Below are 20,471 nucleotides of genomic sequence, written 5' to 3'. Positions count from 1 at the left end.
ACCTGACCAAGGCGAAGACGGAGGCCGAGTTCGTTGCGCTAAGGCAGGAGCGAGACCGAAGCTTGCCGATGCCCAAGCTGATCCTGCCGGCCCTGCAGGTGAACATGCGCGGGGGGCGACTTCCGGAGCCCGAGAGCAACGGGAAGTCCTTTCTCAAGATCCCGCTGAACGCCCTGAGTTGCGACGCCTGGGACGACTAGCGAGCTTCCATACGCGGGACCGCTCCGCTGAATCGAGGGAACGTCATCTTGTCCAGGCGAACCATTTGGTGGAGCGAACCTGACCCGGGCGCTGCGAAATGTTGACCAGGCGTGTGGCGCGCCCGGCCAAGGCTCCTAGGCGATGAAGCAGGATCGTAAACCGCATTCGCCTGAGGTCGCGCTCGAAGAAGATGTTTTGGCGAGCGCCGAAATCGAAACGAGCCATTGCACGCTCCTACCTTATTGGTGGAACTGCTTGCACGACGGTTGGCGTTTTCTTGTTTGAAGTGCTCAACCCTTCTGGGTGAACTTAGTTGAAACGTAGTGCTGAAAGGCCGCCTAGGGATGTGTTTCACCTCACATCTCTAGCGAATTTCCACTCCTTACCGGATAAGGACCGTTCTGCGCTGTCCGCCCCGCTGCAGCCAAGCGACCAAACCGCCTCTGTGCGCTCGTCGGCAAGCCCTGCTTGAGGCGTCGCTTGCTTCATGCAGTCCTCCATCCAGAACTGTCGGGGTGATGCACACCGACAGTACAGACGCCGGCCACATGGCGGCTCTAGCCCGGTTTGGCCGGTCGTAAGAGTTGCTGTTGGTGAGTTAGTATTTGTGTTTCTTTGTGACAAAATCTGGCGAGTAATGAAGGGATGCTACATCAGCAATAGGAAGGTCGCATCATCCCTGGTGGTGTAGACCGGACTAGACAAGAGCTATTACCGGCATTGACGCGGGCCGTGCTGCGGACGATGATGAGGACCTCGACTTCCTAGGACAATAGTCATCACGGGTGGAGCGCGTCGCCTCCACCCAACTGGTAGGGCTGTGCCTCGGGGGAGCGCGCATGCAACCAGCCTCTCAGAACGGGCCATTTCCGCTCAGCGCCGTGTTTGCGCCATGCAAGGCCCCGCTGCTCGGCGTCGGACTGTTCAGCGCGCTGAACAATGTGCTGTATCTCGCCGGCTCCTTCTACATGCTCCAGGTCTACGACCGGGTGATCCCCAGCCGGAGCGTGCCGACGCTGGTGGCGCTCTCTGTCCTGGCCGCCACCTTGTATGCGGGTCAGGCGGCCCTGGACGTCTTCCGCAGCCGCATCCTGGCTCGCATCGGTCGCGCGCTCGACGAAAGCCTGAGCCCGCGCGTGTTTGGGACGGTCACCCGCCTGCCGCTCTCGGGTCACGCCGCGGTGGGCTTGCAGCCCCTGCGCGATCTGGACCAGGTCAGGCATTTTCTCTCTGGAGCAGGGCCGCTGGCTCTCTTCGACTTGCCCTGGATGCCGTTCTATCTGGCGATCTGCTTCCTCTTTCACCCGCTCATCGGTTTCACCGCTCTATGCGGCGCCATCCTGCTCGTGCTGCTCACGATCGGCGCCGAGTTGCTCACGCGCAAGCCCCTGCGAGCCGCCACTCAGCACGGCGCCGCCCGCATGAGCTTCGCCGAAGCCAGCCGCCGAAACGCCGAGGTGGTCGCGGCCATGGGCATGGCCAACCGCTTGAGCCGGCTCTGGGGGGAGATCAACGAGCGTGGCCTCGACGCTCACGAGCGGGCCAGCGACGTCGCCGGGGCGATCGGCGGGGTTTCCAGGGCTTCGCGGCTTGCGCTGCAGTCGGCCGTTCTTGGCGCGGGCGCCTATCTCGTCATCCACGGCGAGGCCACCGCCGGAGTCATCATCGCGGGTTCGATCCTCTCCGCGCGCGCCCTGGCTCCCGTCGATCAGGCCCTCGCCCACTGGAAGGGTTTCGTGAACGCCCGCCAGAGCTGGGCGAGGCTGCGCGTCCTCTTGGCTCACGTAACCGACCCTGCCGCCGGACTGCTTGTCCAAAAGCCCGACGCGCAGCTCGTGGTGCAGGGCGTGAGCGTGGCGCCCCCGGGCGAGCAGCGGCTCGTGGTCCGGAACGTGTCCTTCACGCTCAAAAGCGGGAGCGGACTGGGCGTTATCGGCCCGAGCGGGTCCGGCAAGTCGTCGCTCGCCCGCGCCCTTGCGGGGGTCTGGCGACCGGCGCAGGGCAGCGTACGGCTCGACGGCGCCACCTACGACCAATGGGCCCCCGATGCTCTCGGGCGCTACATCGGCTACCTCCCGCAGGACGTCGCGCTGTTCGACGGCACGATCGCGGAGAACATTGCGCGCTACGAGCCGGACTTCGACCGCGACGCCGTGATCCGCGCCGCCCAGGCCGCGGGGGTCCACGATCTCATTCTCCATCTGCCGGAAGGCTACCAGACCCGCATCGGGGATGGCGGGATGGCGCTCTCGGGCGGGCAGCGCCAACGCATTGCTCTCGCCCGCGCTCTCTATGGCGATCCCTTCCTGATCGTGCTCGACGAGCCCAATTCCAACCTCGACGCCGAGGGTGAGCAGGCGCTGACCCAGGCCCTGTCGGCTGTGCGCAGCCGCGGCGGCGTGGTGGTCCTCGTGGCGCATCGGCCGAGCGCGCTCGCCGCGATCGACCAGATCCTCGGCCTCATGAACGGCGAGCCAAAGGTGCTTGGGCCCAAGGACCAGATCCTGCGCCCGCTGGCGCGCCCGATGGAGCAGTCCACGGAGGCGGCGTAATGACCGGGCCTCATCCCAAAACAGAACGCGCGCTGCGCAAAGCCCTGCTTGGGGGCGCCACCGTGGCCAGCCTCCTCGCCTTCGGCATCGGGGGCTGGGCGGCCACCACGGAGCTCTCCGGCGCCGTGATCGCGCCGGGCATGCTGGTGGTGGACAGCAGCGTCAAGAAAATCCAGCACCCGAGCGGCGGGGTGGTGGGCGACCTCCGTGTGCGGGAGGGCAGCGAGGTCCGGGCCGGCGACATTCTGGTGCGATTGGACGAGACCGTCACGCGAGCCAACCTGGCCGTGATCACCAAGAGCATGGACGAGTTGACGGCCCGGCAAGCGCGGCTGAAGGCGGAGCAGGACGGTCGCGAGAGCGTGAGTTTTCCCGCAGACCTCACGGGGCGCATGGGCGAGGAGACGATCGCGGACCTGGTCAGTGAAGAGACGCGCCTGTTCGAGCTGCGGCGCACCGCCCGGCAGGGCCAGAAGGACCAGCTACGGGAGCGGATCGCTCAGCTGCGCGAGCAGATCCAAGGCATGGCCGACCAGGTCAGCGCCAAGCAGCGCGAATTGGCGCTTATCGCCGAGGAGCTCAAGGGCGTGCGCGAGTTGTGGCGCCAGCACCTCGTTCAGATCGCACGCGTGACGGCGCTGGAGCGTGATACCGCGCGGCTGGAGGGAGAGCGCGGCTCCCTCGTATCCGCGATGGCGCAGGCCAAGGGCAAGGTGACCGAGACCGAGCTGCAGATCCTGCAGATCGAGCAGGACCTGCGAACCGAAGTCGGCAAGGAGCTTGCGGAAATCCGGGGCAAGCTCGCCGAACTGGCCGAAAAGCGCGTGGCGGCCGAGGACCAGCTCAGGCGCGTGGACATCCGCGCGCCCCAGGACGGGGTGGTGCATCAGCTGGCCGTGCACACGGTCGGCGGGGTGATCAACGCCGGGGAGCAGCTCATGCTCGTGGTGCCGAAGGCGGACACCCTGACCGTCGAGGCGCGGATCGCGCCGCATGACATCGACCAGGTCCGGATCGGGCACAGGGCCATTCTGCGCTTTTCGGCCTTCAACCTGCGCACCACGCCGGAGCTCAAAGGCGAGGTCACCATGGTTTCGGCGGACATCACGGAGGACGCGAAGACGGGGGCGAGCTTCTACACGGTGCGCATTACGCCGCCGGCGCAGGAGCTGGCGCGTCTGAAGGGTCTCAAGCTCGTCCCGGGCATGCCGGTGGAGAGCTTCATCCAGACCGGCGAACGCACCGTCATCTCCTATCTCACAAAGCCTTTGCAGGACCAGATCCTGAAGGCGTGGCGTGAGAAATAATGAAGCACACCTGCGCAGATACGCCATAGAAGGGGCTAGAACCTTCGCAGACAAACAATCAGATTATTAGTATTACACCAATCGCTGCCTTGCATAATCTGAATATACAGGTGTAGTGTGAAAATTGATTCCGATCTATCAGCACGGATGTATGCTTCATTGCCAATACCATCGATTGATCTGAACGTCCTTTCAAGACAACTGAGCAACAATTCTGCAGACCGAGCGGCGGTATTCTATCTCAGCTTTTGGGACGAGATCCCGGAAAGGCGCTGGGAAGCCGCACGCAGGTGCAGCGCGGCGATGCGCTGCGAGCGGGGGCCCTGGGCGAACTCCGATCGGAGCTCGGATAGGAGGACTTATCATGTCTGAGACAATCTCCGGACTGACCCAATCCACTTTTGACGAACCGGCAGGGCCCGAAGAACCGTCGCTCTTTGGGGACTTCTCGTCCTTCCTGGGCGGCTTCCTCGGTGCCCCGTCGACGCCGCTCGCTCGCCTGTTCCAAAGCGACTTTGGCGACATCCAGGAACGGCTCTTCAACGGGCTGCGGAACGACATCCATGACGCGATCCTGGAGCGGCTCGGACTTCAGGATCCCCACAGCACCCCCAACGCGGGTGCGGGTGACGCAGCCGGCGGCGGTCTGGAAAATTTGCGGCTGACGCTCGACTACGTCCAGGTCAATCAAGCTCTGGACGGTAATGGCGACCACGCCGAAATCGACTTCAACTTCAATGCGGGAGGCCAGACCTGGAGCTACTACAAGGAAAGCATCAATGAACGTGGCGACGTGGTGCCAATGGACCACGTTTTCAATCTTTACAACTGGGATCCCAACGTCAACCTCTTGATAACCACGTCAGGGAAAGAAGTCGATCCCGGCATCCAAGCGGACGATCCCCTGCCGAAGGTGACCACTGTCCTGACGAAGGAAGACCTCAGAGACCACGACTTCACGACCACGGCCCGCAATTCGGACGGGTCTTTCGACCTGGTCTATCATTGGAGCCTGGACGTCACCCCTGCGAGCAACACCGGCGCTGCCGCAGCCGCGGCCGCTACGCCTAACCAGGACACGCTGCTCGCAGCTGCGGCGACGCCTAACCAGGACGCGCTGCTCGCGGCAGCGGGCGCCCCCAGCCAGGACGCGCTGCTCGCGGCGGCGGCTGCTCCTAACCACGACATGCTGCTCGCCTAAGTGCGAGGCGAATAGGCGCGCCGCCGTGTTAACGGCGGCGCGCCTGCTTTTCTTGGGGAGACTGGAGCCGCGCGTCCGGGACAAGCCAAGGACCGTAACGTCGAGGCTGCGCACGCTGGTTCTAGGGCGGTCTTGGGCTATGGCCGTCAGCGAAGCGATCGCCCTGTCGTCCATACAGAATTTGTCCCGCACGCTTCAGGTCAGAAGGCCGGAGGGGACGAGGCGCTTCCCAGACGCTGCAGGTAGCGGGCCCAGGCGACCATCCCGGCCGCGTAGCTGGACAGGCGGAAGAACTCGTTGGGGGCATGGTAGTCCTCGTCCACGGTCGAGAACGAGAAGAACACCGTATGGATGCCGAGCACGCGGCGGAAGATCTCGCCGATGGGAATCGTGGCGCCCATCCTGACCCGGACAGGCCGGCGTCCGAGAATTTCCTCCAGGATGTCTTCGGACAACGCCAGGCCGGGGTGTTCGGCCGGGATGGCGTAGGCCGGCGCCCCGCCGGGTTCGCGGCGCACCTCGACCCGCACCCCGGCAGGCGCAGCAGCCGCGAGATGGCGGGCGATGAGCGAGACGACCCGTTGTGGATCCTGGCCCGGCACGAGGCGGCAGGTGATCTTGGCCGAGGCCTGATGCGGGATGACGGTCTTCTTCCCCGCGCCCGTATAGCCCCCGACCACCCCGTTGAACTCGAGGGTGGGACGCAACCAGTTGCGCTGCAGCAGCGTGTACCCCTGCTCGCCGCCGGGGGCCGGGGCGCCCACTTCGGCCAGATAGGCCGCCTCGTCGAACTGGATTGAAGCGATGGCGGCGAGTTCGTCCTCGCTTACTGGCTCGACGCCGTCATAGAACCCGGGAACGGCCACGGCTCCCCGGTCGTCGTGCAACCTAGCCAAGAGCCGGACAAGCGCCTGGATGGGGTTGACCACTGCGCCGCCGTGCCGGCCGGAGTGCAGGTCCTTGCCGGGACCGCGCACGACCACCTCCAGGGCGCAGATGCCGCGGCTGGCCACCGTGACGCTCGGGAGGTCCGCACGCCATTGCGCGCCGTCGGCCGAAAGCGTGAAGTCTGCGGCGAGCAGATCCCGATGAGCGGCCACGAAGGCCTCCAGGTGCGCGCTCGAGACCTCCTCCTCCCCCTCGAACAGGAACACGAGGTTCACTGGCAGCCGGCCGTCGACCCGCATGAAGGCCTCCGCCACCGCGATCGGGATCAGCATGGGTCCCTTGTCGTCGGACGCCCCACGGGCGTAGAGGCGCCCTTCCCGCACTTCGGCCCGGAACGGCGGAGAGGTCCAGGCGTCCATCGGCTCGGGCGGCTGCACGTCGTAATGGCCATAGACCAGGACAGTGGGCGCCCCGGGAGCCCTCCGCCAGGAGGCGGTCACCACGGGGTGCCCCTCCGTGGGGTGAATCTCCACGGCTTCCATGCCCGCCTGCCGGAGGCGCTCGGCGACGAACGCGGCCGCCTCCGCCATGTGAGGCTTGTAGGCGGGGTCGGTGGACACGCTTGGGATGGCGACGAAACGCTCCAGGATCTCCAGGTGCCGCGGCCTTTCGGACTCCAGCAGCGACTCGACGGCGCTCGTCTCCATCATTTGCCGCCGTCCACCGAGAGGGTCTGGCCGGTGATCCAGCCGGCCTGCTCACTGGCCAGGAACGCGACGGCGTTGGCGATGTCCTCGGCCGTGCCCAGCCGCCGCGTGGCGATCCGGTTGAGCAGCGCCTTCTGGCCCTCCGCGCCATAGCTCGCCCACTGCCGTTCGGTCGTCGGGTTCGAGCGCACGAAACCCGGGGCCACGCTGTTGACCGTGATCCCGAACGGCCCCAGTTCATGCGCCAATTGCCGGGTGAGCCCGATCTCGCCGGCTTTGGCCGACGCGTAGGCCTGGATGCCGGTCAGGCTGACTCCAAGCCCCGCCCCGGAGGAGATGAACACCATGCGGCCGTAGCGCCTCTCCTTCATCGACGGCGCAAGCGCCTGCGCCAGCAAAAACGGAGCCTTCTGGTTGATGGCCACGATGGCGTCCCAGTCCTCCTCCGGCACCTCCTCCAGGGGCCGTCCAACCTGACCGCATACGCCGCCTGCGCTATGCACGAAGATGTCGAACGGCCCGTAGTCCCGGGCGAGAGCCTGCGTGTCAGCCCTGCGCGTCAAGTCGCACGCGGCGGTCGAGATTCGGCCGGACGGATGAGCGCCAGCCCCCTCGAGCTCTCGCGCCAGAATGTCGACCGCCACCACCTGAGCGCCTGATTGGGCGAGCTCATGCGCGATGGCGCGCCCAATGCCGTTGGCGGCCCCGGTGACCAGCGCCCTCCGCCCCTCGAATGAGATTTGCATGGTGTGTTCCTCAGGCGGGTGGCAGCGAAGTCGCGAGTTCCGCCAGGTTGTCCCAGGCGAGCGGCCGCCGGCCATCCTCGATTTCGTGAATCATGGCGATCACCCCCGCGGTGGCCGGCGCCGCCACGCCAACCTGCCGCCCGAAGGTGACGATTGGCCCGAGCTGCGCGTCCGCCTCGGTCTTGCGCTTGCGCACGGCCAGGTCGCGCCAGATGCCGGAGTGCGTCTTCGCCGACTTGGCGTTGTGGGCGACCATGGCGTCGAAGGACGCGTCGGCCGCCGCGTCCGATGCGCCGGGCGCGAAGGCGGCCGGGTCGTAGCCATTGAAGCCCAGAGGTTGGATCCCGAGCTTGCCGGCGACGGCCGTCGCTTCGCCGGCGACACGTCGGAACAGGGCCCGGGGCTCGCGCGCGTCCAGCGCCTCGCAGATCGACGCGTTAGTGAGCGCCGTGGCGAACAGAAGGGCGCCGTATCCGAGCTTGCCCCAGAGGTAGCCCATGACGTTGTCGGTCAGCACGGCGTTGGGCTCGAACAGCCGCATGGTCTCGTGCAGCGCCCGCACCCGCGGCGTGACCGCCCCGTCGATCTCGCCGATCACCACCGCGCCGCGCCCGCTGTACTGGACCACGCCGGGGCTCATGTAGTCGGCCCCGAAGTTCACGAAGGCCCCGACCGTGTTCTCGCGGCCGACGACCTCCGCGATCTCCAGCTCGTTGAGCCCGTTCTGGAACGAGGCGACGTAGCCGCCGGGCGCCAGATGCGGCCTAAGCTGCTCGGCAGCCCCACGGGTGTGGTGCGCCTTCACGCACAGGAGAATGCAGCCGAAACGGCCCTCCACCATGTCCGGCGTGAAGGCCGGGGCCTTGACGGAGAATTGCTCGATGGGCCCCTCGATGGCGAGGCCTCCCGCGTTGATGGCGTCGACATGATCGCTGTCGATGTCCACGAAGGTGACCGGCAACCCGGCGCGCGTCAGGTAGGCCCCGACCGTGCCCCCGATGGCGCCCGCCCCCCAGACCAGGATCGGACCCTCGACGCCGCTCATGACCAGGGCCCTTCGATGAGGGCGCGCGTCTCCGCCACTGCGACGTCCCAGATGGCCTGCATGTCCTCGTCGCTCCGCTGGTACAGGCCCCCGAAATTACCGTCGCCCAGGACGCCGCGGACGCCGGCCGGATCCTTGGTGCGCATCATGTCGAGGTCGGCCATCGGCTTCTGGATCTCGGGCCCGCGGATGTTCGGCAGCCGCGTCCATGGGAAGTTCTCCATCCAGGACGCATGCGAGGCGACCTTGTCGATCTCCTGGACCTTGGCGAAGGTCTTGGGCGCGTTCCACCAGTTGTGGAAGCGCACGACGACGCCCGGATTGGCGCCCATCCACTCCACCCCGACCGTCTGGGCGGGTGAGTTGCCCCCATGGCCGTTGCACAGCAGGATGCGCCGGAAGCCCGCCTTTCGGAGCGAGTCGAGCACGTCGGACACCACGGCCGCATAGGTCGACATCTTCAGCGACACGGTGCCCGGATAAGCCATGAAGTAGGGAGTGATGCCGTAGGCGAGGACCGGAAATACGGCCACGCCGAGCGGCTCGGCCGCCTCCAGGGCCACCCGCTCGGAGAGAATGGAGTCGACCGACAGGCTCAGGTAGGCGTGCTGCTCCGTTGAACCGAGCGGGACCACCGCGCGGTCATCGCGCTTGAGGTAGTCCTCCACCTGCATCCAGTTCATGTCGCTGATCCTCATCGGATCGCCTCCTTGGCTGGCTGACGCCCAACGGCGCCGCTCCTGATCGCTTCGACGAGCGGCAGCAGGCTCTCCTGCACCGCATGGGGATCGGGGACGTGGCGGTATTCGATGGCGCCCGCGGGGGCTCCCGCCGCCGCAAGAGCGCCCTCGGCCCCCGTGGCGTAGACCACCACGTCCAGCCGCCCCAGAAAGGCAGGCAGCTTCGGGTCGTCCGCCACGATGGCTTCGATCTCGCGCACGTGGGGTGCGAACCGACGCACGCCGGGTTTCATCAGCGCCAGAAATTCCGGGAAGACGGAAACGAGGCCCACCCGCGCCAGCGGATCGATGGCGGCCAGCAGGGCGCGGGTCTGTTCCGAGGGCAGGAAGCTCACCGCCGTCACGGGAGCCCGCCCGCCCATGGCCGCCTCGGCCTCGGCCTTGCGGTTGGCCAGGGTGACCACGAGATCCGGCGCCGGCCCGGCCCGGAGGCCTGCCCGCATCTCGTCGAAGGTGCAGGGCTCGATCACGTCGCCCGGCTTCAACTGCCGCGCGATCTCCTGGGCGTAGGCTCGCGTCGCGTCGCGGAACACCCCCAGCATGAGCAGGCGCATCGGCCGGCCCTCGCGGACGCGCCCTCGGCTGATGGCGGCGTTCAGCAGCGAGGCCACCTGCGCGAGCGGAATCGCGCCCGCCTCCGCTTCCGCCAATGCCGCCTCGAGGTGGGCCTGGACACGCGCAAGCGCCTCCGAGCCGTCCCGGCGGGGTCCTTCCGCCACATAGGTTCCAGCGCCGGGACGGCTTGTGATGAGCCCGCTTCGCTGCAGCTCACGGTAGACCGCGACGGCCGTCATCGGCGCTATTCCGCTCGCTTCCGCCAATTCCCGTACAGAGGGCAGCCGCACGCCAGGGGGCAGCTCGCCGCAGGCGATGCCGTATTCGATGAGCCCCTTCAGCTGCACGCTCAGCGGCACCGGCAGGCTCCTGTCGAGCGCCGAGGCGATGTTGCTGAGGAGGGCGGCGCCGGGCATGTGTTCTAGACGGTTAGCACAATGTTTTGGCGATGCGCTCAAAATCCGAGCGGAACGGCTGGATCGCAAGTTGCGCCTGTTGACGTTCTCACGTCCACCCTTCTAGCATCCTAGGACAGAACACAGGACGGCGTGAAGCCGCAGAGGGGAGAAATTTGATGAGACGGACATTCCTGAAGGCGAGTCTCGTCGCGCTCGCTGTCGCGACAGGCCTGGTCCAGCTGCCCTCGATCGCCGACGCGGCGACACGCGGCGGCAAGATGGTGTACGCGCGCTACGCCGACAGCCTGTTCCTCGACCCGGTTCTCAACGACGCGAACGTCGACATCTGGGTGCTGACCAACCTCTACGACACGCTGCTGCAGCCGACGGCCGACGGCCTCGGCGTGCAGCCCGGCTTGGCGACCAAGTGGGACGTCTCGGGCGACGGCAAGACCGTCACCTTGGCGCTGCGGCCCGGCGTCAAATTTGCGGATGGCTCGGCGCTGACCGCCGACGACGTCAAGTGGTCGCTGGACCGGGCCCGCGACCCGAAGGCCGGGGCCTGGAATTCATCCCTCGCGTCCATCGAGTCGGTCTCGGTCTCCGGCCCGGAAACGGTGACCCTGGCGCTCAAGCACCCGGACCCGACCATCCTCCCGGCGCTCGCCACCTTCAACAGCGCGATCCTGCCGCAGAAAGCGTTCGAAGCCTCCCCTGGCGCAACCCCGGAGGAGAAGGCCAAGTCCTTCGCCGAAAAGCCGATCGGCACGGGTCCGTTCGTGATGACGGCATGGAAGCGCGGCGTCTCCATGACGCTGAAGCGCAACCCCTACTACTGGAAGCAGGGCGAAGATGGGAAACCCCTGCCCTATCTCGACGAGCTCGAGTTTCAGATCATCCCCGACGACGCCACCCGCCTTCTCAAGCTGAAGGCCGGCGAGATCGATGGCACGGAGTTCATCCCCTACGCGCGGGTGAAAGAGTTGCAGGCCGATCCCAACCTCCGGATGGAGCTCTGGCCTTCGACCCGCGTTCGCTACCTGACCTTCTATTGCGGCCCCACCTACAAGGACGGAAAGCCGAACCCGGTGGCAAATCCCAAGGTGCGCCAGGCGCTGAACTACGCCGTCAATAAGGACGCCATCATCCAAATCACCACGCTCGGCCTCGGCAAGCCGATGCGGTCATTCATGTCGGCGACGACCCCCCTCTTCGTGGGCCAGGACAACCTCTACAAGTATGATCTCGCCAAGGCCAAGGCGCTCCTGGCCGAGGCGGGAATGGCCAACGGCTTCGACCTGCAGATCTACTCGCTCTCCGGCAACGGCGACGACGCCAATGACCTCGCGGCCGTTCAACAGATGTGGGCCCAGGTCGGGGTGAAGCTGCGCATCGACCAGGTCGACAACGCCACGCGGACGGCTCGCTACCGCGAGGAGAACTTCGGCATGCGCACCTCCGCGTGGACGAACGACATCTCCGACCCGAGCCAGATCACGTCCTACTTCGCGTACTGGCCGAACATCCACTCGCTGCACTCGAATTGGCAGGACAAGCGCGTGGATGAACTGTTCGAGAAGAGCCAGCAGGAGATCGACCCCAAGGCCCGGGCCGAGCAATACCGCGAGATCCAGCAGCGCTACAACGAGTCCGCGCCCATCCTGTACCTCTATGAGACGCCCTACCCGGTTGCGTTCCGCAAGAACGCCAAGGGATTCGTGCAGATCCCGCTGGGCAACAACCTGTTCGAGGCGGCCTACATCGAGAAGTGACGTCACGCTCGCCGCGGCGCATGCTGCGGCGAGCCCCTCCGCCGCCATGAACCAGGACCGAGGATGAGCAAGGCCGGACTGATCGCCGCGCGCCTCCTGCAGATCGTGCCCACCTTCCTGCTCATCGGCGTCGTCGTCTTCGTGCTGGCGCGCCTGCTGCCGGGAGACCCCGTCAGCGCCATGCTGGGCGATCGGGCGTCGGACGAGGCCGTGAACCGCCTGCGCCAGCAGATGGGCCTCGACCGCACGATTTTCGAGCAGTTCGCCATCTTCCTCGAAAACGCCGTCAGGGGGGATTTCGGCACGTCGATCGCCTTCCGCGTGCCCGTCACCTCCGTGATCGCCGAGCGCCTGCCCGTCACGCTTGCTCTCACGGGGCTCGCTACCCTGATCGCGCTAGGACTCGCCGTTCCGCTCGCCTTCGTGGCAGGCCTGAACGCCAACCGCTGGCCCGACTTCCTGATCCGCAGCGTCTTTCAGGTGGGTCTGTCGTCGCCGGTGTTCTATGTCGGCCTCATCCTGCTGACTGTCTTCGCCGCCTGGTTCCGGTGGTTCCCGGTGGGAGGCTATGGCGAAGGCGTCGCCGACATCCTGTGGCACCTCCTGCTGCCTGCCGTGACGCTGGCCCTGAGCTTCGCCGCCGTCATCATGCGCAACCTGCGCGCCTCGGTGCTGGAGGTGCTGAACGCGGAATTCGTCGATTTCGCCCGCGCCAAGGGCCTGTCCCGCCGCGTGATCCTGACGCGCCACGTGCTGCGCAATGCGCTCATCTCGACGGTGACGCTGGTGGGCCTGCACGCCGGCTCCCTGTTGGGCGGAGCGGTGATCACCGAGAGCGTGTTCGCCGTTCCAGGGATGGGCCGCCTCATGGTCGACAGCATCTTCGCCCGCGACTACCCGATGATCCAGGCCCTGACCCTGATCCTCGCCGTGGTCGTGTCACTCGCCTTCCTGGTCACCGACCTCGTCCAGATGGCCCTTGATCCCCGCGTGGCCCGATGACCGCCGTTGCGCTCGCCTGGCGCCGCGCGCCGGTCTCGCTGGTCGCCGGCGTCGTCATTCTGGCGGCCCTGGCGGTCTGCGCCCTGGCGCCTGGCCTCATCGCTCCTTACGACCCGCTGGCCTTCGACTACGGGGCCCTGTTGCAGCCGCCCTCGGCGCCGCACCCTTTCGGCACCGACCAGTTCGGCCGGGACATTCTGTCCCGCACCATCGCGGCGGCGACGGTCGACCTGCAGATCGCGATCTTCGCCACGCTCGGCCCCCTGGTGATCGGTGCGATCGTCGGGCTTCTCGTCGGCTATTACGGCGGGCTGGCCGACGCCGTGTTCGGGCGCCTGGTCGACCTCGTCGTGACCTTCCCGTTCCTGGTGCTGGTCATCGCCATCGTGGCGGTGCTCGGCCCGGGGCTGTCCAACATGTACATCGCCATCGGGGTGGTCGGCTGGGTCTTCTACGCCCGGCTCATGCGGGCGGAGGTGATGGTCCTGCGCGGGCAGGATTACGTCTCTGCCGCCAAGGTGCTCGGCTACCCCGAGCGGCGCATCCTGCTGCGCCATATCTTGCCGAACGCGGCCCGTCCGATCCTGGTCTACTGGATGACCGACATGGCCCTCGCCATCCTGCTCGGCTCGAGCCTGGGCTATCTCGGGCTCGGGGCCCAGCCGCCCACCGCGGAATGGGGCGTGCTGATCGCCGACGGCAAGAACTTCTTCTCGCAGGCGTGGTGGATCACGGTCTTTCCCGGCGCCGCCATCGTGCTGTGCGGGATGGGCTTCAGCCTCTTCGGCGACGGCCTCGCAGACCTCATGGACGTGCGGCGATGACGGAGCGTCCACAGCCCATACTCGAGGTCCGCGACCTGCGCGTCCGCTTCGCCACCAGCCGCGGTGAGGTGCGGGCCGTCGACGGCGTGAATCTCGCCCTCGCGCCGGGCGACACGCTGGGTCTCGTCGGAGAATCCGGCTCAGGCAAGAGCGTCACCCTGAGGGCGATCCTGCGCCTGCTGCGCAGCAACGCGACCACGACCGGCGAGGCTCGGTGGCGCGGGCAAGATCTGCTCGCCATGCCCGAGAAACGCCTGCGCGCTCTGCGCGGGCGGGAGATCGCAATGATCTTCCAGGAGCCGATGTCGGCCCTCAACCCGGTGATTCCGATCGGGGTTCAGATCGCGGAGAGCCTTCAGGCTCACACGGCTCTGGACGCGGCGGGTCGTCGACGCCGAGCCATCGAGTTGCTCGATCTCGTCGGCATCCCTTCGGCGGCGCAGCGGCTGGCCGGCTATCCGCACGAGTTCTCGGGCGGCATGCGCCAACGCGCCATGATTGCAATCGCCCTGGCGGCCGAGCCGAAGCTGCTGTTGGCCGACGAGCCGACCACCGCGCTGGACGTTACCATCCAGGACCAGATCCTCAAGCTCTTGCTGCGCCTCAGCCGAGAGCTCGGCATGGCCATGGTCCTGGTCACCCACGATCTCGGCGTCGTGGCGGAGACCTGCGAGCGGGTCAGCGTGATGTACGCCGGCCGTGTCGTCGAGACCGGCCCGGTGGACCGCGTTTTCACCGCCCCCGGGCACGCCTACACGGACGCGCTTCTGCGCAGCATGCCGCACGGCGGCGTCGCGAGGGCGCCGCTGCGGCCAATCCCCGGCCTGCCCCCGCGCCTCGACAGGCCCCTCCAGGGCTGCCCCTTCACGCCTCGATGCGCCTATGCCGAGGGGCGCTGCGGCGCTGAGGCGCCGCCCTTCGCGCCGGTGGCTCCCGGACAGGAGGCGGCCTGCTGGGCCAGTGACCGGCTCGCCAGGCGGGAGGTCCCGGCGTGAAGGACGGCGCCCTCCTGCAGGTTGAAAACCTGACCAAGGCCTTTCCGCTCGGCCGCAGCCTGGCCGACGCGCTCCGTGGCCGGCCTCAGCGGGCGCTTCAGGCCCTGGGCGGGGTGTCTCTCTCCGTCAATCGGGGGGAAACCCTTGGCGTCGTCGGCGAGTCGGGCTGCGGCAAGTCCACCCTGGCGCGGTGCCTGGTGCGCCTCTACGAACCGGATTGCGGCGCCGTCCGGTTCGAAGGCAAGGACGTGCTGGGTCTCACGGGCGAGGCCCGCCGCTCCTATCATCGCCGGGTCCAGATGGTGTTCCAGGACCCCTACGCCTCGCTCAACCCGCGCCTGTCGGTCGGCGACGCCCTGGCTGAGGCGCTGACCGTCCACCGGATCGTGGAGCCCTCGGCGACGCGCGATCGGGTCGGCGCATTGCTCGACCTGGTCCACCTGCCGCGCGACGCCGCGGACCGCTATCCCCACGAGTTCTCCGGCGGCCAGCGGCAGCGCGTCGGCATCGCCCGAGCTCTCGCGGTGGAGCCATCCGTCATCATCGCCGACGAGCCTGTCTCGGCGCTCGATGTGTCGGTGCAGGCCCAGGTGGTGAACCTGTTTTTGGAGTTGCAGGACCGGCTCGGCCTCTCCCTTGTGTTCATCACCCACGATTTGCGGCTCGTCCGGCACGTATCGCACCGGCTGGCCGTGATGTATCTCGGCAAGGTGGTCGAGACCGGCGACACGGAGGCCGTGTTCACGGCGCCGCGGCATCCCTACACGCGCGCCCTGATCGCGGCCGTGCCGCAGGTCGACCCCCACCAGCGCTCGACCCGGGAAGCCGTGCGCGGGGAACTGCCGAGCCCCATCGCCCCGCCGCCTGGATGCCCCTTCCATCCCCGCTGCCCCATCGCGGAGCCGCGCTGCAGGACGGAGGTCCCAGCCCTGGACCGACGCCATGGCGGCTGGCCCGTGGCGTGCCATCTCGCGGGCGCGCCCTCGACCTGAGAGGATCCTCCCCATGAGCCTGACAGCTTTGCGTCAGCGCATCGCGACCGTTTCCGACCTGCTGTGCACGCTCAACCTGCTTGTCTGGGACAGCCGCACGATGATGCCGGCCGGAGGCACGGAGTCGCGAGGCCATCAGATCGCGACCGCGACCCGGCTGGCGCGCGACATGATCGCGGCCGACCAGACGCTCGAGTTGCTGGACCAAGCCGAGCAGGAAGTCGCCGGCCTGCCGCCTGACGACGACGCGCACGAGGAGCTTCGTCAGATCCGCCAGGCCGTGAGCTTGCACCGGCGCGTGCCAGCCGAGCTCGTGGAGCGACGGGCGGCGATCCGCGCCAAGGCCAACGCGGCCTGGGCGGCGGCGCGCGACGCCAATGACTTCGCCGCGTTCGCGCCCTGGCTGGAAGAGACGGTCGCCAGCACGCGCGACTACGCGGACGCCATCGGCTGGTCGGAGCACCGCTACGACGCCATGATTGGGCTCTACGAGCCCGGCGAGACTGTCGCAACTCTTCAGCCGCTGTTCTCGGACCTTCGTCTCGGAATTGCGCCGTTGCTCGAGAAGGCGCGCGAGCGGCCGCCGGCCGAGCTCTCCGGCGGCCCCTTCCCCCCATCCATCCAGGCCGAGACGGCCAAGCGCTTCGCCGCGCTGTTCGGCTACGACTTCGGCCGCGGCCGCCTCGACGCGACGGTTCACCCGTTCGAAATCTCGTTCACGCGCAGCGACGTCCGGATCACGACGCGGTTCAACGTCCAGGATCTGCGCCCGGCCCTGTTCGGCGCCTTCCACGAAACCGGGCATGGCCTTTACGAGCAGAACGTCGACCCCGGCTACACGCGCAGCGCCTTCGCGACCGACCTCGTCGGCCTCTACGCGGTCGGCGGGACGAGCTTCGGCGCCCACGAGTCGCAGTCCCGGCTCTGGGAGAACCATGTGGGCCGCAGCCTGCGTTTCTGGCGTCTGCACTTCGCCGATCTGCAGGCGGCGTTCCCGGACGCGCTGGCCAGCCTCACCCCGGACCAGTTCTACGCCGCAGTGACGGTGGTCCGTCCGAGCCTCATCCGCGTGGAGGCGGACGAACTGACCTACGATCTCCACATCATGGTGCGGGTCGAACTGGAGGCCGCCTTGATGGACGGCGGACTCTCCGTCGGCGATCTTCCGGCCGCCTGGAACGACGCCATGCGCCGCCATCTGGGCCTGACGCCGCCCGACGACCGCCGTGGCGTGCTGCAGGACATCCACTGGTCGTCAGGGATGATCGGCTCTTTCTGCACCTACACCATCGGCAACGTCATGGCGGCCCAGCTGTTCGAGGCCGCCATGCGCGTGGACGGGGTCTCGGACGGACTGGACCGGGGCGACTACGCCCCCCTCGGCGCTTGGCTTCGCGACCGCGTCTGGCGCCACGGCCGCCGCCGCAGCCGCACGGAGATCCTGCAGCACGCCACCGGCAGTCCGCTTGCGCCCGACGCCTACATCAGGCGTCTCGCCGAACGCTACGGCGCCTGATGGTCAAGGTCCGGCCCATGTTGTGGCTTGCCGCCATTCGGATCTGTGCAGCGCGAGGGCAACCGCTCGGCTGAGCAACTGACTGGCGACGGGCAGCACGTGCTCGTTACTGCGCAACGGCTGCTGCTCGCCAAACATGGCGGATCAGCGGCTAGGTCCCGGACACCGAGGCAGCCAAGCCGATCCCGCCGACGAGAACAAGGCTGAGCGGCCAAGCGACGTCTAGGTTGAACCAGGCTCGCCTGATGTATTGCGGTCCAAGCCACGCATGCACGGCCAGCGCAAGGACGCCGCCGGAGACGATCATGACGACGGCATGCGCCGCCGCGACCTGCACCGCCACCGCAGCGTTGCCCGCCATGAGGGCGCCAGCCGCGCGATGGCCGTCATCGAGCCGTTCCGGCCGGCAAAGCCCGAGATAGATCGGCACGAGCATCAGCCCGGCTCCGTGGGCGGTCGCGGCCGCGAAGGACCAGAATGCGAGCCGCGTCGGCTCGATCCGGGCCAGGAAGCGCGGATGCCGCCTGTTGGCCAGCAGCAAGATTCCGACCCCGAGAACGGCCAGGCCCGCCCCGCCCCTGATTTCGCGCTCCCAAGTCACGAGGGCCGCCATGGCGGCGAAGGGCAGCAGGATGACCGCCATGGCGAGGAAATGCCCCGCCGCCAACGCGGCGAGCGCGGGCAGGAGTTCGCGCCTTCCCTCCCCCATCCACGCAGCCGACACGGCCAGCGGCCAGCCCATCCCGGGGTTCACCCCGTGGTACAAGCCGCTAGAAAGGACGGCCAGCCAGAGGCTGGCCGTGGTCCAGCCATTCATCTCGCGATCACACCGAGGGGTAGCAGAACGAGTCCGTGGAACAGTCGCCGCCCTCGAGGCGGATCTGGTGGGAGCGATAGCCCTTCGGGAACTCGACAAAGAAGTTCGGGTCGAGTTCCAGGCCGCCGTTCGCTCCGGCATTGGCCTTCACCATCGCTCCAGGGATCCCGCGCGGATAGAACTGGTCATCCCAGGTCGAGTACAGTGAGTTGGTCCAGTAGACGCGCCTGCCGTCGCGGCTGATCTCGACCATCTGCGGGCCGCCTTGGAAGTCGACGCCGCCCGGGTGCTTCGTCCGGCGCGCGATGCCGCCGATGTGCACCGAACCCGCCAGTCTCGGCGCCATGGGATCAGAAACGTCGTATTGGCGCATCTCGCCTGTGCCCCAGCAGGAGACGTAGAGGAACCGGTCGTCGAGCGAGAGATCGATGTCCGTGACCAGAGGCGGCACGGCCTCGAAACCCTGCAGCAGGGGTGGAAGAATATCCTTGGAGGCCGGCTCGGGCGGGATCGTCGCCGTCTTGCGGCAATGGAAGGAGCCGCCCTGCCGCCACCAGGTCCAGATCGACCCCTCGAGGTTCGTCGTGTCCACCACGACGCCGACGAAGCCATATTCCTTGACGGGATCGTGGGCCGGACGGACTTCGAGCGCCATCTGGTGGTTGGCGCCGAGGTCGATCGTCTGCACGTTCCGGCGAGCCCTCAGGTCCCAGAAATGCAGCCGGTGGCCGTATTTGTTGGACAGGAGATCCTCGGGAACGATGCCGTTCTCGAATTGCGGCGGCAGCGCCCATTCGCTCGAGACCATGTAGTCGCGAGGCAGGTTCCACCAGAAATCATAGTGCTTGTCCTGCGGGCCGCGATCGATCTCCCAGCGGCCCAGCACTTCGAAGGTCTGGCAGTCCAGGATGAAGATGCCGGGCGGGCCTTGCGTGCCGTCGGCTCCGCCGCCCCCAAGAGTCGAGACGTAGATGCCTTCCGGCCCGCAGTGGATCGTGTGCGGACGGGAGTAGCCGGTTTTCCGGAAGATCTCCTCCGGCTCGATGATCTTGTGGATCGATGCCTGGGTCGGGTCCGGCCTCGTATCGATCACATAGATGCGGGACGAGCGCATCCCGGGGATGATCAGGTAGCGCCGCTCGAGGAAAGCGTGCCCGGTCAGGGGCGACAGCGCCGATGAGCACGCATTCCAGCCAAAATGGTGAAACTCGTCGCCCCTGTTGGGCATCATCACCGTGTAGACGATGGAGCCGCAGGTCTTCGAAGCGGGGTCGACATCAATGACGGCCAGTCCGTCGGGCTGGGAGAAATCGCCGCTCAGCATGAGCGCATAGGCGTGCTTCTCGGGCGGAGCCTCCATCGCGAGCCGCGGTGTCGCGTAAAATGTGGGGTCAGGCCGCATGGTCATGGTCTGTTCCCTTCCTTCGGAGTTGATGTCCGAGTGCGAGGGCGCTTTCGCCTGAGCGAAGCGGGGACCAACCTATTGTCGAATAATGCCTTGCGACCGGTCTGTGCCGTTTTACACCGCCCTAACCGGTAATGGCGGGCTCGGTCTGAAGATACCGGCTCTCAATGAGGCCGCCGGCAAACGGCCGATCCGGCCCAGGTAGCCAGGACAAGGCGCTGGCGGAGACGGAGGGATTCGAACCCTCGATAGGGCTTTACAACCCTATAACGGTTTAGCAAACCGCCGCCTTCAGCCACTCGGCCACGTCTCCGGCGGGGCAAGGTCTAGGCGATCAGGGGCTACGGGTCAACGGCCCTGATTGCTCTCTCCGCGGTCGCTGCGCCCGGGTCGTGGGCGGCCCCAGGCGAGCCGCGGCGGGTCACCCCGATCAGTGGACCGTGAGCCACAGGCGCGCGGCGCGCTGGGCCTCGGCGATCTCCTCGCGGCTCATCTCGGAGGCGAGTTCCGCGCGCAGCCCGATGGCCTCGCGGCAGCCCCGCATGGCGGCGATGTTCAGCCACTTGTGGGCTTCGACCCGATCCACCGGCGCCGAACGCCCGGCGGCGTACATCATGCCCAGTTCCAGGAAAGCCAATCCGTCCATTTCGGCGGAAGCGATGCAGGCCATTTCGGCCGTGTTCATTTCAAAACGCGCCATGATCCTGTTTCCCAATGAACTCCGCTTCGCGGAGATTATCGAAGATCTTTGGCGAAGCGATCACGTTGCTTTCACCTCGCCGTCATGGGGCTATTGAACGGCAATTGT

18 protein-coding genes, 1 tRNA gene and 1 pseudogene are annotated in these 20,471 nt (G+C 67.1%); 10 read left to right on the top strand and 10 right to left on the bottom strand.

All coding sequences use genetic code 11. The features are described from left to right. Positions 1-200 (top strand): annotated as a pseudogene (locus tag SLNSH_RS22195) (MBL fold metallo-hydrolase); the annotation flags it as partial. Positions 201-243: 43 nt separating this feature from the next. Here the strand turns inward: SLNSH_RS22195 and SLNSH_RS24730 are convergent. After that, a complete protein-coding gene (locus SLNSH_RS24730; protein ID WP_146140350.1) occupies positions 244-426 on the bottom strand; it encodes a hypothetical protein in 183 nt (60 codons plus the stop codon). Positions 427-1,040: 614 nt separating this feature from the next. Here SLNSH_RS24730 and SLNSH_RS22190 point away from each other — a divergent pair. The 3 genes from SLNSH_RS22190 to SLNSH_RS22180 all read left to right on the top strand — a co-directional run bounded on the left by SLNSH_RS22190 (position 1,041) and on the right by SLNSH_RS22180 (position 5,261). Beyond that, the gene (locus tag SLNSH_RS22190; protein WP_106340093.1) at positions 1,041-2,753 is read left to right on the top strand and encodes a type I secretion system permease/ATPase; all 1,713 of its coding nucleotides are present in this window, start codon (positions 1,041-1,043) and stop codon (positions 2,751-2,753) included. Then, positions 2,753-4,060 (top strand): HlyD family type I secretion periplasmic adaptor subunit, encoded by a 1,308-nt coding sequence (locus tag SLNSH_RS22185; protein ID WP_106340091.1) that lies wholly within the window; start codon positions 2,753-2,755, stop codon positions 4,058-4,060. The genes SLNSH_RS22190 and SLNSH_RS22185 overlap by 1 nt, the downstream gene beginning before the upstream one ends. A 364-nt stretch (positions 4,061-4,424) precedes the next feature. Beyond that, positions 4,425-5,261, top strand: a complete 837-nt coding sequence (locus SLNSH_RS22180; RefSeq protein ID WP_106340089.1) for a hypothetical protein — start codon at positions 4,425-4,427, stop codon at positions 5,259-5,261. Between the two features lie 200 nt (positions 5,262-5,461). Here the strand turns inward: SLNSH_RS22180 and SLNSH_RS22175 are convergent, their stop codons facing one another. Genes SLNSH_RS22175 through SLNSH_RS22155 form a run of 5 tightly spaced genes read right to left on the bottom strand, consistent with a single transcriptional unit; the run spans position 5,462 to position 10,358 of the window. Then, a complete protein-coding gene (locus SLNSH_RS22175) occupies positions 5,462-6,859 on the bottom strand; it encodes a dipeptidase (RefSeq protein WP_210202562.1) in 1,398 nt (465 codons plus the stop codon). Then, positions 6,856-7,602, bottom strand: a complete 747-nt coding sequence (locus SLNSH_RS22170; protein ID WP_106340087.1) for an SDR family NAD(P)-dependent oxidoreductase — start codon at positions 7,600-7,602, stop codon at positions 6,856-6,858. The genes SLNSH_RS22175 and SLNSH_RS22170 overlap by 4 nt, the downstream gene beginning before the upstream one ends. 10 nt (positions 7,603-7,612) lie before the next feature. Further along, positions 7,613-8,647: a ketopantoate reductase family protein gene (locus SLNSH_RS22165; RefSeq protein WP_106340085.1), complete on the bottom strand. Its 1,035-nt coding sequence runs from the start codon at positions 8,645-8,647 to the stop codon at positions 7,613-7,615. Further along, positions 8,644-9,345 (bottom strand): creatininase family protein, encoded by a 702-nt coding sequence (locus tag SLNSH_RS22160; protein ID WP_106340083.1) that lies wholly within the window; start codon positions 9,343-9,345, stop codon positions 8,644-8,646. The genes SLNSH_RS22165 and SLNSH_RS22160 overlap by 4 nt, the downstream gene beginning before the upstream one ends. Next, on the bottom strand, positions 9,342-10,358 hold the full coding sequence (locus SLNSH_RS22155; protein ID WP_106340081.1) for a GntR family transcriptional regulator: 1,017 nt from the start codon (positions 10,356-10,358) through the stop codon (positions 9,342-9,344). Before SLNSH_RS22155 ends, SLNSH_RS22160 begins: the two co-directional genes overlap by 4 nt. Before the next feature lie 158 nt (positions 10,359-10,516). Between SLNSH_RS22155 and SLNSH_RS22150 the strand changes: the two genes are divergently transcribed. The 6 genes from SLNSH_RS22150 (at position 10,517) to SLNSH_RS22125 (ending at position 17,441) form a co-directional block, all read left to right on the top strand. Then, the gene (locus SLNSH_RS22150; RefSeq protein ID WP_106340079.1) at positions 10,517-12,112 is read left to right on the top strand and encodes an ABC transporter substrate-binding protein; all 1,596 of its coding nucleotides are present in this window, start codon (positions 10,517-10,519) and stop codon (positions 12,110-12,112) included. Between the two features lie 63 nt (positions 12,113-12,175). Beyond that, positions 12,176-13,114 (top strand): ABC transporter permease, encoded by a 939-nt coding sequence (locus tag SLNSH_RS22145; protein ID WP_106340077.1) that lies wholly within the window; start codon positions 12,176-12,178, stop codon positions 13,112-13,114. Continuing rightward, positions 13,111-13,938 carry an ABC transporter permease gene (locus SLNSH_RS22140; protein WP_106340075.1) on the top strand — a complete coding sequence of 276 codons (828 nt, stop codon included), beginning with the start codon at positions 13,111-13,113 and terminating at the stop codon, positions 13,936-13,938. The genes SLNSH_RS22145 and SLNSH_RS22140 overlap by 4 nt, the downstream gene beginning before the upstream one ends. Then, the gene (locus SLNSH_RS22135) at positions 13,935-14,933 is read left to right on the top strand and encodes an ABC transporter ATP-binding protein (protein ID WP_106340073.1); all 999 of its coding nucleotides are present in this window, start codon (positions 13,935-13,937) and stop codon (positions 14,931-14,933) included. The genes SLNSH_RS22140 and SLNSH_RS22135 overlap by 4 nt, the downstream gene beginning before the upstream one ends. Then, positions 14,930-15,925 carry an ABC transporter ATP-binding protein gene (locus SLNSH_RS22130; protein ID WP_210202561.1) on the top strand — a complete coding sequence of 332 codons (996 nt, stop codon included), beginning with the start codon at positions 14,930-14,932 and terminating at the stop codon, positions 15,923-15,925. Before SLNSH_RS22135 ends, SLNSH_RS22130 begins: the two co-directional genes overlap by 4 nt. Positions 15,926-15,938: 13 nt before the next feature. Next, complete coding sequence (locus SLNSH_RS22125) at positions 15,939-17,441, top strand: carboxypeptidase M32 (protein WP_106340071.1); 1,503 nt, start codon at positions 15,939-15,941, stop codon at positions 17,439-17,441. Between the two features lie 151 nt (positions 17,442-17,592). On the opposite strand, the gene SLNSH_RS22120 is transcribed toward SLNSH_RS22125, so the two are convergent. From SLNSH_RS22120 to SLNSH_RS22105, 4 genes are all read right to left on the bottom strand, one after another. After that, positions 17,593-18,258: a hypothetical protein gene (locus tag SLNSH_RS22120; protein WP_106340068.1), complete on the bottom strand. Its 666-nt coding sequence runs from the start codon at positions 18,256-18,258 to the stop codon at positions 17,593-17,595. A 7-nt stretch (positions 18,259-18,265) separates the two neighbouring features. Next, on the bottom strand, positions 18,266-19,666 hold the full coding sequence (locus tag SLNSH_RS22115) for a selenium-binding protein SBP56-related protein (RefSeq protein ID WP_106340066.1): 1,401 nt from the start codon (positions 19,664-19,666) through the stop codon (positions 18,266-18,268). Between the two features lie 216 nt (positions 19,667-19,882). Then, positions 19,883-19,976, bottom strand: a tRNA-Ser gene (locus SLNSH_RS22110). A gap of 117 nt (positions 19,977-20,093) precedes the next feature. Beyond that, positions 20,094-20,363, bottom strand: coding sequence for an SEL1-like repeat protein (locus SLNSH_RS22105; RefSeq protein ID WP_106340064.1), 270 nt, complete (start codon positions 20,361-20,363; stop codon positions 20,094-20,096). Positions 20,364-20,471 lie beyond the last annotated feature (108 nt).

This window comes from Alsobacter soli, from assembly GCF_003004785.1.
In the GTDB taxonomy this organism is placed as follows: domain Bacteria; phylum Pseudomonadota; class Alphaproteobacteria; order Rhizobiales; family Beijerinckiaceae; genus Alsobacter; species Alsobacter soli.
Note: the sequence above shows the minus strand (reverse complement) of the source record. Positions and strands in the feature narration are given on the sequence as shown.